Consider the following 13,730-nt stretch of genomic DNA (forward strand, 5'->3'; position numbering starts at 1 on the left):
TTGAACGATCCCTTACGGCAGCTGACAGGTACCGCCCGTACCATGACGTCACATCAGGTGTCCGGCGCTGCAGCAAGGGATTTCCCCATGACGTCACAGTCGTCACAGTCCTCACAGGTCTACTTCTCGGAACTGGACCGGCAGTACATCGACGGGTCGTGGCGCCCCGGGCGCGGGTCGTGGGACATCATCGACTTCAATCCGTACAGCGGTGACAAGCTCGCCTCCATCACCGTCGCCTCGGTCGAGGAGATCGACGAGGCGTACCGGGCCGCCGAGCGGGCGCAGAAGGACTGGGCGAGGACGAACGCGTACACGCGGCGCCTCGTCTTCGAGCGGGCGCTGCGGCTGATAGAGGAGCGCGAGGACGCGATAGCCGAGGCGATCATCGACGAGCTCGGCGGCACGCGCACCAAGGCGGGCTTCGAGCTGCACCTCGCCAAGGAGTTCCTGCGCGAGTCGATCCAGCTGGCGCTGCGTCCGCAGGGCCGGGTCATCCCCTCCCCCGTGGACGGCAAGGAGAACCGCCTGTACCGGGTGCCGGTGGGTGTGGTGGGCGTGATCTCGCCGTTCAACTTCCCGTTCCTGCTGTCCCTCAAGTCCGTCGCCCCGGCCCTGGCGCTGGGCAACGGCGTCGTGCTGAAGCCGCACCAGAACACGCCGATCGTCGGCGGCTCGCTGGTCGCGAAGATCTTCGAGGACGCGGGGCTGCCGGCCGGCCTGCTGAACGTGGTCATCACCGACATCGCGGAGATCGGCGACGCGCTGCTGACGCACCCCGTGCCGAAGGTCATCTCCTTCACCGGCTCCGACAAGGTCGGCCAGCACGTCGCGACGGTGTGCGCCTCGCAGTTCAAGCACGCGGTGCTCGAACTCGGCGGCAACAGCGCGCTGACCGTGCTCGACGACGCCGACATCGACTACGCCGTGGACGCGGCGGTCTTCAGCCGGTTCGTCCACCAGGGCCAGGTCTGCATGGCCGCGAACCGGATCCTCGTGGACCGCAAGGTCGAGAAGGAGTTCACGCAGAAGTTCGTCGCGAAGGTGGCGACGCTCAAGTCGGGCGACCCGCGCGACCCGGAGACGGTCATCGGCCCGGTCATCAACTCCACGCAGGCGGAAGCGGTCTCGGGCGTCGTCGAGCAGGCGCTCGCGGAGGGCGCGACGGCGCTGCTGCGCGGCACCGTGGACGGGAACCTGGTGGAGCCGGTGGTACTGACCGGGCTGCCCGCCGACTCACCGGTGCTGCGCCAGGAGATCTTCGGCCCGGTGGCGCTCCTCATCCCGTTCGACGGCGACGAGGAGGCGGTGCGGATCGCCAACGACACCCCGTACGGGCTGAGCGGGGCCGTGCACACCGGCGACATCGAGCGGGGCGTGGCGTTCGCCCAGCAGATCGACACGGGCATGATCCACGTCAACGACGGCACCGTGCACGACGAGCCGCTCGTCGCCTTCGGCGGCGAGAAGCGGTCCGGGCTCGGCCGCCTCAACGGCGACGCGACCGTGGAGTCCTTCACCACGCAGAAGTGGATCTCGGTGCAGCACGGCCGGAGCCGGTTCCCGTTCTAGGACCTGTCCGGCGGGCCGGGTCCTAGGCCGCGCCCAGGAACGTGTCGAAGGCGGGCGTCGTCTTCAGCCGCTGCCAGGCGGCGCGGCCGGAGGCGTACTCGGCGTCCGTCAACAGGCAGGAGCACAGCAGCAGTTCGAGGCCGTCGCGGTCCAGGCCCGGCGAGGTGAAGACCAGGTGCTGGCAGCAGTCGCCGTGCTCGGGGTGCCAGTCGAGCGCGGCGGCCGCGCGGCGGACCGGCGGGACCAGGTCCCAGGCCGCGTCGGGCAGCGAGGCGAGCCAGGGGCCGGCGCTCTCCACGCACAGGGCGCCGCCGGCCGCGTCCCAGTGCAGCAGCGTGTCCGGGCGGTCGGCGAGCCAGAAGCGGCCCCGGCTGCGGGCGGCCGCGACGGTGAGGTCCTCCAGGGCCGCGTAGAGGCGCTCGGGGTGGAACGGGCGGCGCGCGTGCCACACCAGCGTGCCGATCCCGGCCTCGTCCGCGTCGGTGGGCAGCAGGGCGCAGGCCGGGTGCTGGGCGGCCGCGGCGGCCTCGGTGTCGAAGGTCCCGGTGAGCGCGGCCGCCGCCAACGTGCCGCTGCCGAGGACGACTTGGTGGGCGGTGGGGTGCAGCTGGGCGAGCAGCGCGCGGTCCGCGTCGTCGGCCTCCGGGGAGTCGGCGACCGCGAGCACGGGGGCGTACTCCAGCTGGCGGGCCCAGGTGTCGGCCACGGTGCGCCGGTCGGTGCCGGCCACGGCGAGTCCGGTGTCCGCGAGGTCGTCGCCGTTGCCGAGGAAGGGCAGGAGCAGCGCCGGGTCGACGGCCGTGACGACGGTCATGACCGGCAGGTCCGGGCCGTGCGCCGCGACGGCCTCGGCGGTCGCCCTCGGCTCGACGGAGTCCCAGAGGTCGACGACGGCGAGCGTGGTGCGGCCGTCGTCGGCGAGGCGCCGCAGTTCCGGGACGAGGTCCTCGCGCAGCGTGCAGCACGCGCAGTCGCCGGCGAGCGGCACCTCGTCGGTGGCGAGGGTGCCGGCGGCGTCGCGCAGGGTGCGCAGGACCGTGCCCCGCGCGGCGGTGGAGAGGTCGTGATGGAGGGCCGCACTGCCGGGGACGGCGGTGAGCAGCTCGTCGACGGCGGCCCGCCGCGCATCCGCGTGCAGGCCGCCGACGATCACGACGGGGAGCCGGCTCACCGGCCGGACGTCTTCCCGGGCTCGTCCCCGGACTGCTTCCCGTAGCGGCGCTCGAAGCGCTCCACCCGGCCGGCGGTGTCCAGGACCCGCTGGTTGCCGGTGTAGAAGGGGTGGCTGACGTTCGAGATCTCGATGTCGACGACGGGGTACGTGTTCCCGTCCTCCCACTCGATCGTCCGCTCGCTCGTCATGGTGGAGCGGGTGAGGAAGGCGTGGTCCGCGGCGCGGTCGCGGAACACGACCGGTCCGTAGGCGGGGTGGATGGCGTTGTTCATGGGTCAGCGCTCCTCTCGGAAGTCGACGTGACGGCCGGCGACGGGGTCGTACTTGCGCAGGGTCACGCGGTCGGGGTCGTTGCGGCGGTTCTTGCGGGTCACGTACGTGTAGCCGGTCCCCGCGGTGGACCTGAGCCTGATCACTGGACGGAGTTCGTTGCGAGCCATGCCGCCATTATATGAAAATGGCTACCGTTTTCAATAAGGAGTGAGCCGCTCCCGCTGAGAGATGCGTCACTCCCCTGTCCGGGTACTTCCTGCCCCGGTCGGACGAACCGCCCGTGTGACGGCTGGTAACTTGCAGCGGCGATTCAGGACAACAGCAGTGACGTAGGGGGATGTTGTGCGCATCAGGAACGGCAGCGGGAACGGCAGGAACGTGCGGATCGTGGCGGGGGCCGCGGCCGTCGTGGCGGTGCTGGCCGTCGGCGGCTGCAGCAGTGACGACGCCAAGGACGGCACGGACGGCACGGCCGGCAAGGACAAGGCGTCGGACGGCGGCTCGTCGTCCTCGGCGGCGCCCGACGGCGGGTCGTCCGGTTCGGCCGGGTCCGCGAAGGACGCCGAGGGCATCTGGAGCGCCACCACCGGCGGGCAGGCCGTCGTTCTCGTCATCGGCGGCGAGCAGGCGTCGCTGAGCTCGGGCGACGGTCATCTGTGCAGCGGGACCGTGACCGCCGCGGGCAAGCCGACGCTCGACCTGAAGTGCGCGGACGGGAACACCGACCGCACCACGGGGGCGATCGAGTCCAACGACGGCAAGACGATGAAGGTGTCCTGGAAGGCCGGGACGACGGACACGTTCACGAAGTCGGCGGACGGGAAGCTGCCCACGGGGCTGCCGACGGGCCTGCCGAGCGGGCTGCCGACGAACTGAGGACGGCTCTGCGCACGCGCTAGGGGTGCTGTGGCCCGTCCGGTTTCTCCGCGGGCTTCAGCGTCATCGGCGGTGCGACGGTGTCGAGGGCGTCGGAGAGTTCCTCCAGGGTCTCCACGAGCATGCCCGCGCCGCGCCGGACGACGCGGTCCGGGACGCCCTCGCCGTCCCAGGCGTCGAGGGCCTCGCGGACCGGTTTCCAGCCGGGGACGCGGCGTTCGCGGATGGCCCGGGCGCCGTCGCGGGTCGCGGCGCGCAGCGCGTCGGCGAGGGCGGCCGCGGCCGGGACGGGGGTGGCGTCGCGCTCCGGGAGGTGCGCCTCCATCAGCATCGCGACGCGGCCCAGGTGGTGCAGGGCGTGCGCGGCGTCGTCGGCGGCGGCGTTGGACAGGCCCCGGTGGCGTACGGGTTCGGTCCTGGCCCGGGCCGCGGCGTCCTGCCAGGCGATGTGCGCGTCCCGGGCCTTGAGCAGCGCCTCGCGGACGTCCGGGCAGGCCTTGCCGGCCGGGTGGGCGTAGTGGTCGACGACGACGGCCGCGTACGCGCCGAGCGCGACGAGCCAGTCGGCGAGGCGGGTGCGCAGCCGGGGGGTCTCCCAGGCCGGGTAGAGGGCGTACGCCAGCATCGCGAGGAGGCCGCCGACGAGGGTGAGCACGACGCGCTCGGGGACGGTCTGGTCCCAGGTCTGGCCGCCCATGCCGAGCAGGAAGACGACGTACGCGGCGACGCAGGCCTGGGCCGCGAGCTGGCCGGTGCGCATGAGCAGGTACATCAGGCCCGCGCACAGGACGGCCAGGGTGGCGGACAGCCCCGTGCCGGGGTGGGCGAGCTGGACGACGGCGGTGGCCAGGGCGACGCCGACGAGGGTGCCGCCGAAGCGGGCGACCGCGCGGGAGTACGTCTGCGAGAAGTCGGGGCGCATGACCATGACGGCCGACATGGGGGCCCAGTAGCCGTGGCCGAAGGGGAGGGCGTTGCCGATGAGGTAGCCGGCGACGGCGACCGTGGACACGCGGGTGGCGTGCCGCAGGATCGGTGAACCGGGCCGGGCCTCCCGCCGGATGGCCCGTACGGCGACGGGGACCAGCTGGAGCAGGGTGGGGCGGCTCAGCGGCCGGGCGGGCCGGTCCGGGGGCGCCGGCCGGTCCGGGCCCCGCCGGGACGGGGAGAGCCGGTCCCGCAGTCCGGCGCCGGTGGTCACCCGCTTCCAGGGCGCCGGCTCCCGCTCCGGGACCCCGCCCGCCGTCTCCACCACGTCCCGCAGGAGTGAGCCCAGCCGGGTCGCGGCGCGTTGCGCCGGGCCCGAGAGGATCGCCCCGGTGTCCGGGGTGCGGAAGGCCGCGATCGCGCCCGAGGGGAGGTCGACCGGGGTGCCGTGGCGGATGGCGCGGGCCGCCGCGTCCAGGATGGAACCGGCGGCGGCCAGCAGCTCACGGACCCGGTCGCGCTCGGGGCCCTCGGCGGGGACGCCGACCGCCGGGTCGGCGAGCGAGGCGAGGACCGGCCGGATGCGCTCGGCGAGGCCACGGGTGCCGTGCAGCTGGGCGGGGCGGGTGCGGGCCTGGCGCGGGGTGAGCGCGGCCGCGTTGCGGGCCAGCATGAGCGGGGCCGGGTCGAACTCGGCGACCGGGTCGTGGCGCAGGCGGCGGGCGTAGTCGGCCTCGGCGGCGAGCGCGTCGGCGAGGGCGTCGCGGTGCGCTCCCCAGCGGCGTACGGGGAAGAGGATCACCAGGGTCGCCTGGACCAGGCCGCCGAAGACCATCATCGCCGCGTGTCCGGCCGCCTCGCCGATCGTCGTCGGCAGGGTGATGGTGACCAGCATCATCGCGACGTTCGACGAGGCGATGATGCCGATGGTCGGGCCCGCGGCCCAGGACAGGCCCGCCAGGAACGTCCAGACCGCGAGGAGCGGCAGGAAGAGCACCAGGTGGGAGCCGGTGAGGTAGCCGAGGAAGGTGGAGATGCCGAGGCTCGCGCCGGAGGCCAGCGCCAGTTCCGGGCGGGGCCGCCAGCTGCGCTGGAACGTGGCGATCGCCGCCTGGAACGCGCCGAACGCCGAGCCGGCCGCCACCGCGGGCCCGAACAGCGTGAGGCTGACGGCGACGACGATCGCGAGCCCGGCGGCGCCGCGCAGGGCGATCAGGGGTTCCAGGCGTTTCCGCTCGACGGTCAGGCCCGAGCGGGTGGTGTCCTTCAGCGCCCGGAACCAGCTCACTCCGTAAGAATACGGTCATTCCTCGTCAATACGGTCAGTCTTCCGTGTCGCCCCGGAGGACCAGGTCCAGCAGACCGGGAAACCGCTCCTCGAACTCGGCGCGCCGCAGCCGGTTGAACCGCTTGGGCCCCGCGTCCCGCTGCTCCAGCAGACCCGACTCGCGCAGCACGGAGAAGTGCCTGCTCAGCGTCGCTTTGGTGACCGGCACGTCGAAGGTGCCGCACGCGCGCTCCCAGTCGGCGGCGCCCGCCAGTTCGCGTACGAGCGTGCGGCGGACCGGGTCGGCGAGCGCGAGCAGCGCGGCCTCCAGGGGCACGTCGGCCGGGTCGGTGTGCACCGGCGCCGGGCGGTGACTCGTCGCCTGTGTCACCCGCGTCGTCATGTCGGCCTCCTCATCGACTGTTCGCTGAGCAACGAACAGCCTATCCCTCGCGGGTGGATCGGCTCACGGCTCCCCGACACGGGCCCGCTCCGCCGCCGCCACCCCCTGGTCCCACCCCGCCGCATCGGTGACCCCTCTCATCCGAGTCGTCACCGTCTCCGGGAACATCTCCTGCGCCCGCCCCGCGACAGCGACATCGCGCGCGGCCAGGACCGGCAGCAACTCACCTTGCTCGCCGGCCACTTGATCGGCGACCATTGCCAGCCGGTCGCCGATCCGGTGGGCGTACGCGGCCAGGAACGACTGGCGGAACGTCTTCGTGCGCTTGCGGCCCGCGGCCCGCTGCTCCGCCTCGGCCCGGGTCATCGCCGCGAAGGCCTGCACCAGCAGGGACGTGTGGAGGACCTCGACCGCCTCCAGGTCCGGCTCGAAGCCGACGACCGTCGAGAAGCCGAACGCGCTGTTCCACACGGCACGGCAGCGGTTCGCGCCGGCCACCGCGTCCAGGAGCACGGCCTTGGCCGTCTCGTAGGGGGCGTCGACGCCGATCCGGCACGCGGCGGGCGCGTCCTTCGCGTGCGTACGGGCCGCGAGCAGCGCCTCGTCGACCGAGTGCCGGGCCATCAGCTCCTGGGCCTTGGCGGACAGCGCCTCGGCCTCCGGCGGATAGCCGGTGGCCTCCGCCTTCGCGAGCAGCGCGCGGATCCGGGCCAGGGCGCGCGGCTCGCCCGCGACGGGCACCGTCACGGACTCCCCCGGCACCGGGCCGGCCGGTTCGATCGCGGGCAGCCGCAGCAGCAGCCGGTACAGCTCCAGGACGGTCGTGGCGTACGAGAAGCGGTCCTGGCGGGGCTCGCCTTCGGGGAGTTCGGCGAGCTGGGCCGGCCAGCGCGGCGGCAGCGTCGCGTACCGCCCGGTCTCCGCGCGGATCAGCCGGGCGGCGAGCCCCGCGTGCCCCGCGGACAGTTCGCGCACGACCATCCGGACCACGTCGGCGGGCTGCCAGCCGCGCTCCCACGCGCGGCGCACGAACTCAGCGCCGCGCCGGGCGAGTTCGGCGTCGGCGGACGGGTCGGCCGCGAGCAGGGACGCGCCGGTGTCCAGGTCGTGGTCGGCGGCGTACAGCGCGGCGGCGAAGGCCCGCTCGACGGTGCTAGTGCTCATGCGCGTCCCAGGCGGCGCGGGCGGCGGCGATGTCGGGCTTGTGTTCCCGGGACCAGTCGGCGAGGCCCTTGATGAGGTGGGTGAGGCTGTGGCCCAGCCCGGTCAGCTCGTACTCGACCTGCGGCGGGATCGTCGGGTGCACCGTGCGCGTCACCAGCCCGTCCCGCTCCAGGCGGCGCACGGTCAGGGTCAGCATGCGCTGCGAGATGCCGGTCACCGCGCGCTGCAGCTCGCGGAACCGCCGTACGCCCGCGGCGAGTTCGACGACGACCAGCACGGACCACTTGTCGCCGAGCCGGTCCAGGACGTCGCGGATCCCGCAGTCGTCGTGGTCGTCGCAGGTGACGACCGGCTCGGGAGTGGTTACCCCGGTGTGCCCCACTGACATCAAAGTGCCTCCTTACGGGCCTGCTCCCACGCCCCGACGATGGTCTCAGCACGCACAACGCATCTCATGAGGGGGACCTTCCATGCTGCTGGTCACAGGCGCTTCCGGCGAGCTGGGCACACTGATCGCGGGGCGGCTCGCGGGCCGCCCCGGCGTCCTGCTCGGCACCCGCGAGCCGGGGACCGGGACCGGGCGGCGCCGCATCGACTTCGACGTGCCCGGCACGCTCACGGAGGGCTTCGCCGGAGTGGACACGCTGCTCCTGATCTCGGCGGGCTACGGCGAGGACGACGAGGTCGTCGCGCGGCACGGGGCGGCGGTCACGGCGGCCGAGCGGGCCGGCGTGCGGCACGTCGTCTACACGAGCCTGTCGGGCGACGGCGACCACCTCCCGTACGCCCTGGCCCACCGCTGGACGGAGCGCCGGCTGCGGGAGTCGTCCCTGCCCGCCTGGACGGTCCTGCGCAACGGGCTCTACGCCGAACTGCTCGCCTTCCTCGCCGCGCCGGGCCCGGACGGCGTGATCACGGCGCCGCTCGGCGCGGGGCGGCTCGCCGCGGTGGCCCGGGACGATCTGGCGGAGGCGGCGGTGCGGGTGGCCCTGGACCCGGCGCGGCACGCGTCCCGCGTCCACGAGCTGGTGGGCGAGACCCCGCTGGGCGGCGCCGAGCTGGCGCGGGCCGCGGGCGCCGCGTACGCGCCGGGCACGCTGGCCGGGGCGCGGGAGCGGATCGCGGCGTCCGGCGCGCTCCCGTTCCAGGTGCCGATGCTCGTCGGGACGTACTCGGCGATCGCGGCGGGCTTCCTGGACGGTTCGGGCATCGCGGCGGCGGACCGCGGCACGCTCCGCGAGCTGCTCGGCCGGGCCCCGCGCCCGGCGGCCGAGGCCTACACCGAGGCGATCAACTCGGCCGCCCTCGCCACCAGTTGATCGTCGGGCGTGGCGTCCTGCGCGGGCTTGGTGGTGAGCACGGACAGGACGACGGGCGCGCCGGACGGGTCCCAGGCGATGCCGACGTCGTTCGCCGTGCCGTACTCACCCGTGCCGGTCTTGTCGGCGAGGACCCAGTCGTCGGGCAGCCCGGCGCGGAACCGCTTGCCGCTGGTGGTGTTGGCGAGCAGCCAGTCCGTCAGCCGGTCCCGGTCGGCGGGGTCCAGGGCCCGGCCGAGGACGAGCCGGGCGTACGTGGTCCCGATGGCGCGCGGTGTGGTGGTGTCCGTGGTCCGTCCCGGCTCGGCCGAGTTCAGCTCGGGCTCCCAGCGGTCGAGCCGGGTCACCCGGTCCCCGGCCGAGCGGGCGAAGCGGGTGACGGCGGTGGGGCCGCCGAGGTCGCGCAGGAGGAGGTTGGCGGCGGTGTTGTCGCTGTAGGAGACGGCCGCGCCGCACAGTTCGGCGACGGTCATGCCGTGCGCGAGGTTCTCGGGGCGGCCGGTGACGGGGGCGCCGCCGGCCCGGTCGATGTCGGCCTGCGTGTAGTGGACGCGGCGGGCAAGGAACGTGCCGTCGTGGTCGAGGTCGCGCAGCACCGCGGCGACGGCGAGCGTCTTGAAGGTGGAGCAGAGGGGGAAGCGCTCGTCGGCGCGGTGGGTGACCACGGCTCCGGTGCGCAGGTTCCGCGCGAACACGCCCAGGCGGGCGCCGTGCTCGCGTTCCAGGGCGGCCAGGCGGCGGCCGGTCCCGTCGGCGGCGCGGGCGGTCCCGGGTGCCAGCAGGGTGGTCACCCCCAGGGCGGTGCCGGTGGTCAGCAGGGCGCGGCGGCTGATGCGCAAGGTGGTTCCCGTCCTCTTCCGTTGCCGTCTCGTACGTGACGCGTGCGGTCTCGTCCGTGACGCGTGCGGTCTCGTACGTGTCGAGTGCCGTCTCGTACGTGTCCCGCCGAGTGAAACAGCGGCGCGGGCCCGCACGCGGCGACACCGCCGACTTGGCCGGAATGTTGGCCACAAGGAAATGTCAGTGCCGGATGTGACACTCGGCCGTGTGACCGAACGCTGGGCCCTCGCCCTCACCGAGCACGGCGGCGCCGACCTGGTGCCGCTGGGCCCGGACGGGCTGCCCGCCGGGCCGGTCACCCGTGAGCCCGACCTGGTCGAGAGCGTGCGGAGCCGGACCGGCGTGGCCCGGTGGGTGTGGCGGGACACGCACGCGGTGTACCCGCGGCTGCTCGCCGCCGGAGTGCGGGTCGAGCGGTGCTACGACATCGAGGCCGCCGAGAATCTGCTGCTGGCTCACGAGGGCCGGCACGGCGAACCCCGCTCCGCCGCGGCAGCCCTGGCCCGGCTGCGGAACGCGCCGGTGCCGCCCGATCCGCCGGCCCGGGTCGCCGAGCCCGGCTCCCAGTCGTCCCTGTTCGAGCCGCGCCCGCCCGTGGACGTACCGCTGGACGATCTCGTCGAGGTGTACGCGGACCAGCAGCGCAGACACGCGGCGACGGGCCTGCCGGACCGGATGCGGCTGCTCACCGCGTCGGAGTCCGCGGGCATGCTGGTGGCCGCCGAGATGCACGCGGCCGGGCTGCCGTGGCGGGCCGATGTGCACCGGGCCCTGCTCCACGAGCTGCTCGGTGAGCGGTACGCGGGCGGTGGCGAGCCGCGCCGCCTCGCGGAGCTGGCGGACGAGGTGTCCGCGGCGTTCGGCCGGCGCGTGCGTCCCGAGCTGCCCGCGGACGTGGTGAAGGCGTTCGCGCAGGCGGGTTTCAAGATCACATCCACCCGGCGCTGGGAGATCGAGTCCCTCGACCACCCCGCGGTACGGCCGCTGATCGAGTACAAGAAGCTGTACCGGATCTACACCGCGCACGGCTGGTCGTGGCTGCAGGACTGGGTGCGGGAGGGCCGGTTCAGACCCGAGTACCTGCCGGGCGGCACGGTCTCGGGCCGCTGGACGACGAACGGCGGCGGGGCCCTGCAGATCCCGAAGGTCATCCGCCGCGCGGTCGTCGCCGATCCGGGCTGGCGTCTGGTCGTCGCCGACGCGGCGCAGATGGAGCCGCGGGTGCTGGCCGCGATCTCCCGCGACCCGGCGTTCATGGAGGTCGCCGGCCAGGACGGCGACCTGTACCAGTCGGTCTCGGACCGCGCCTTCTCCGGCGACCGCGGCCAGGCCAAGATCGCGGTCCTCGGCGCCATATACGGGCAGACGTCCGGCGACGGCCTGAAGAACCTCGCGCTGCTGCGCCGCCGCTTCCCGACAGCGGTCGCCTACGTCGACGAGGCGGCCCGCGCCGGTGAGGAGGGCCGCCTGGTGCGCACCTGGCTGGGGCGCACGTGCCCGCCGGCCGTGGGCGCGGCCGACGCCGAGGAGGCCGGTCTCCCGCAGGACGATCCCGGACAGGCGTCCTCCGGCGCCGAGCCGGCGTACGGCTACGCGTCGTCGAACTCACGCGCCCGGGGCCGCTTCACCCGCAACTTCGTGGTGCAGGGCAGCGCCGCCGACTGGGCCCTGCTGTTGCTGGCCGCGCTGCGGCAGGAGCTCGCCGGGCTCGCGGCGGAGCTGGTGTTCTTCCAGCACGACGAGGTGATCGTGCACTGCCCCGAGGCGGAGGCGTCCCGGGTGACCGAGGCGATCCGCCGGGCCTCGGAGCTGGCGGGGCGGCTGACGTTCGGGCAGACGCCGGTGCGGTTCCCGTTCACAGTGGCGGTGGTGGAGTGCTACGCCGACGCCAAGTGACCTGACGCCGTGAGCGGGAACCGCGGGGCGACTACTGCTGGTGCCATGTCTCCGACAGGACGAGCCGCTTCAACTCGGCCATGGTCAGCGCCGGTTCGGGCCGGGTCGCGGCGGTGGACTGCGAACCGGAGTTGAACGCGGAGACCACGACCCGGAACCCGTCCGTGTCCATCGCGTCGGCGGTCCACATCACGATCCCCGTACCGCCCTTGTCGTCGCCGGCCCCCTGGTGCGTCGCCACCTGCGTGCCGTCGGGCAGCGTCTCGGCGTCGGACCCGAACAGGTCGCCCCGCACATCGTCCATGCCGGACTGCACATTGATCTGGACGAGCGTCTCGCCCTTGCCGTCGTCGACGACCACGTACGCGTAGCCGTCCCCCTGCCCGCCCTCGGCGGTGACCCGCACCCGGTGCGGCAGCAGCGCCTTGAGCTTCTTCAGCATCGCCGCCTTGTCGGTGCCCTGCGCGGGCGGCTGCGCGAGCGGCTCGGACGGCGCCTCGCCGAGCGCGCGCATCACGGGCCGCCACTTCGAGGACGTGACCAGGGTCTTCAACTGCCCGATGCTCAAGGGCGGTTCGGACCGGGACACCGGGGCGTCCTTCTCGGCGGCCGCGTTCCACTCGCCGGCGTCGACGGTGTACCCCTGCGGAGTCACGAGGTAGGCACGCCACAGCTTGGTGTCGACCCGCTTGTCCGGGTACTCGTAGCCGCGCATCAGCAGCAGCCGCGAGCCGTCGGACAGCGTCTCGTTCGTGCACGAGTCGTGCGCCACGAACCGCTTGTCGGGGCACTCCAGTTGCTGCTGCACGGCACCCCCGTCCGGGTCGGCCACGCCGACGCTGACCCCGATGGCGCCCTTGCCGTGCCCGTCGTCGTACACGAGGTGCGCGAGCGGCCCGGACCGGTCGGCGGTCCCCCGCCCGTCCCGGCCGCTCACCTTCCCCTCGGGCAGCAGCCCTTCGAGGATCGCGACCACCTTGTCCGCGCTCAACTGCGGGCCGTCGCCGTGCGCCCCCTTCTTCTTCGCGTCCGGCGCGGCGGCCGACGACGCGGCGGACGGCCGCGCCGCGACTCCGCTCTGCGCGACGGCGTCGAAGGCCCCGGCGGCGTACGACGCCCCGAGCCCCACGACGGCCAGCGCCGCCACACTCCCGGTCACCGCGCCGGTCCGCCGGCGCCGCAGCCGGCGACGGCCGCGCAGCACGCCGCCGTCGACCAGCGTCCGCCCGTCGGCGGCGAATCCCTCCCCGGTGCGCCGCAGCGCCCCCGAGAGAACGTCCTCGAAACCGTCCCGGCCGTCGTCCGCTCCGGACACCCCGACCACTCCCCTCTGCTTGTACGTATGGTCAGTGGGCGGCGAATTCGCCCACGGTGCCGCCGAGCTGCTCGCGCAGCCGGGCCAGGGCCCGGGTGCTGCGGGTGCGTACGGCGGCCGAGCTGAGGTGCAGCACGTCGGCGGTCTCCTCGATCGACCGGTCCTCCCAGTAGCGCAGCACGACGACCGCCCGGTCCTTCGGGGGCAGTTGGCGCAGCGCGTCGAGGAGCGTCAGCCGCAGGGACGGATCACCCGGCCCGGACGCCACCGGCTCCGGAAGGTCGTCCGAGGGCCGTTCGGCCGCCGAGCGGCGGCGCTGGTGCCCGAGGTACGCCCGCACGAGCACGGTCTGCGCGTACGCCGCCGGATTGCCGAGCCGCACGGTGGAGCGGCCCCACACGACGTACATCCGCCCCAGCGTCTCCTGCACCATGTCCTCGGCCAGATGGGTGTCACCGCTGGTCAGCAGGCACGCGGACCGGAACAGCTGACCCGTGCGCGCCTCGGCGAACTCACGGAACCCGCTCTCAAGCGACCGTCTCATCCCCGGCGTCCTCCCCTTCGCCTCACCTACACCTGATAGATGCGCCGACCCCGGCAGAATGTTTCACAGGTGCGCAATAATCGAATTGTCAATCGTGCGACTTCGCGGCAGCGGCATCCCGTCACCACTGTTCGATACACGGTTGACTTTGCATCCGACT

Annotated in this window: 14 protein-coding genes; 4 read left to right on the forward strand and 10 right to left on the reverse strand. The window is 73.8% G+C overall.

Translation table 11 applies throughout. The annotated features are described in order from the left end of the window. Nucleotides 1–87 precede the first annotated feature (87 nt). A complete protein-coding gene (locus ACQUQD_RS18585) occupies nucleotides 88–1,572 on the forward strand; it encodes an aldehyde dehydrogenase family protein (protein WP_428953222.1) in 1,485 nt (494 codons plus the stop codon). A gap of 22 nt (nucleotides 1,573–1,594) precedes the next feature. Here ACQUQD_RS18585 and ACQUQD_RS18590 read toward each other — a convergent pair whose 3' ends face one another. From ACQUQD_RS18590 to rpmG, 3 genes are read right to left on the reverse strand one after another with little or no spacing between them, the layout of a single operon-like run. Continuing rightward, entirely contained in the window at nucleotides 1,595–2,743 is a 1,149-nt protein-coding gene (locus ACQUQD_RS18590; protein ID WP_428953223.1) for a CobW family GTP-binding protein, read from the reverse strand. Next, complete coding sequence (locus tag ACQUQD_RS18595) at nucleotides 2,740–3,018, reverse strand: type B 50S ribosomal protein L31 (RefSeq protein WP_428953224.1); 279 nt, start codon at nucleotides 3,016–3,018, stop codon at nucleotides 2,740–2,742. The genes ACQUQD_RS18590 and ACQUQD_RS18595 overlap by 4 nt, the downstream gene beginning before the upstream one ends. Nucleotides 3,019–3,021: 3 nt before the next feature. After that, nucleotides 3,022–3,186, reverse strand: a complete 165-nt coding sequence (rpmG, locus tag ACQUQD_RS18600) for a 50S ribosomal protein L33 (RefSeq protein ID WP_428953225.1) — start codon at nucleotides 3,184–3,186, stop codon at nucleotides 3,022–3,024. A gap of 175 nt (nucleotides 3,187–3,361) precedes the next feature. On the opposite strand from rpmG, the gene ACQUQD_RS18605 reads away from it, so the two are divergent. Next, the gene (locus tag ACQUQD_RS18605; protein WP_428953226.1) at nucleotides 3,362–3,895 is read left to right on the forward strand and encodes a hypothetical protein; all 534 of its coding nucleotides are present in this window, start codon (nucleotides 3,362–3,364) and stop codon (nucleotides 3,893–3,895) included. Nucleotides 3,896–3,914: 19 nt separating this feature from the next. On the opposite strand, the gene ACQUQD_RS18610 is transcribed toward ACQUQD_RS18605, so the two are convergent. The 4 genes from ACQUQD_RS18610 to ACQUQD_RS18625 form a co-directional block, all read right to left on the reverse strand. Next, nucleotides 3,915–6,110, reverse strand: a complete 2,196-nt coding sequence (locus ACQUQD_RS18610; RefSeq protein ID WP_428953227.1) for an FUSC family protein — start codon at nucleotides 6,108–6,110, stop codon at nucleotides 3,915–3,917. Between the two features lie 34 nt (nucleotides 6,111–6,144). Next, nucleotides 6,145–6,492, reverse strand: a complete 348-nt coding sequence (locus ACQUQD_RS18615) for an ArsR/SmtB family transcription factor (protein ID WP_428953228.1) — start codon at nucleotides 6,490–6,492, stop codon at nucleotides 6,145–6,147. A gap of 63 nt (nucleotides 6,493–6,555) precedes the next feature. Next, nucleotides 6,556–7,656, reverse strand: coding sequence for a DUF2786 domain-containing protein (locus ACQUQD_RS18620; RefSeq protein ID WP_428953229.1), 1,101 nt, complete (start codon nucleotides 7,654–7,656; stop codon nucleotides 6,556–6,558). Next, a complete protein-coding gene (locus ACQUQD_RS18625; RefSeq protein WP_428953230.1) occupies nucleotides 7,646–8,044 on the reverse strand; it encodes a winged helix-turn-helix transcriptional regulator in 399 nt (132 codons plus the stop codon). Before ACQUQD_RS18625 ends, ACQUQD_RS18620 begins: the two co-directional genes overlap by 11 nt. Before the next feature lie 82 nt (nucleotides 8,045–8,126). Here ACQUQD_RS18625 and ACQUQD_RS18630 point away from each other — a divergent pair, with 82 nt between their 5' ends. Continuing rightward, complete coding sequence (locus ACQUQD_RS18630) at nucleotides 8,127–8,975, forward strand: NAD(P)H-binding protein (protein ID WP_428953231.1); 849 nt, start codon at nucleotides 8,127–8,129, stop codon at nucleotides 8,973–8,975. Here ACQUQD_RS18630 and bla read toward each other — a convergent pair. Next, a complete protein-coding gene (gene bla, locus ACQUQD_RS18635; protein ID WP_428953232.1) occupies nucleotides 8,933–9,814 on the reverse strand; it encodes a class A beta-lactamase in 882 nt (293 codons plus the stop codon). The genes ACQUQD_RS18630 and bla overlap by 43 nt on opposite strands. Nucleotides 9,815–10,022: 208 nt before the next feature. On the opposite strand from bla, the gene ACQUQD_RS18640 reads away from it, so the two are divergent. Further along, nucleotides 10,023–11,711, forward strand: coding sequence for a bifunctional 3'-5' exonuclease/DNA polymerase (locus ACQUQD_RS18640; RefSeq protein WP_428953233.1), 1,689 nt, complete (start codon nucleotides 10,023–10,025; stop codon nucleotides 11,709–11,711). Between the two features lie 31 nt (nucleotides 11,712–11,742). On the opposite strand, the gene ACQUQD_RS18645 is transcribed toward ACQUQD_RS18640, so the two are convergent. Continuing rightward, a complete protein-coding gene (locus ACQUQD_RS18645; protein WP_428953234.1) occupies nucleotides 11,743–13,026 on the reverse strand; it encodes a hypothetical protein in 1,284 nt (427 codons plus the stop codon). Between the two features lie 31 nt (nucleotides 13,027–13,057). Then, complete coding sequence (locus ACQUQD_RS18650; protein ID WP_428953235.1) at nucleotides 13,058–13,570, reverse strand: SigE family RNA polymerase sigma factor; 513 nt, start codon at nucleotides 13,568–13,570, stop codon at nucleotides 13,058–13,060. Between the last annotated feature and the right edge of the window lie 160 nt (nucleotides 13,571–13,730).

Origin of the sequence: Streptomyces sp. cg35, assembly GCF_050410835.1 — a bacterium.
In the GTDB taxonomy this organism is placed as follows: Bacteria; Actinomycetota; Actinomycetes; order Streptomycetales; family Streptomycetaceae; genus Streptomyces.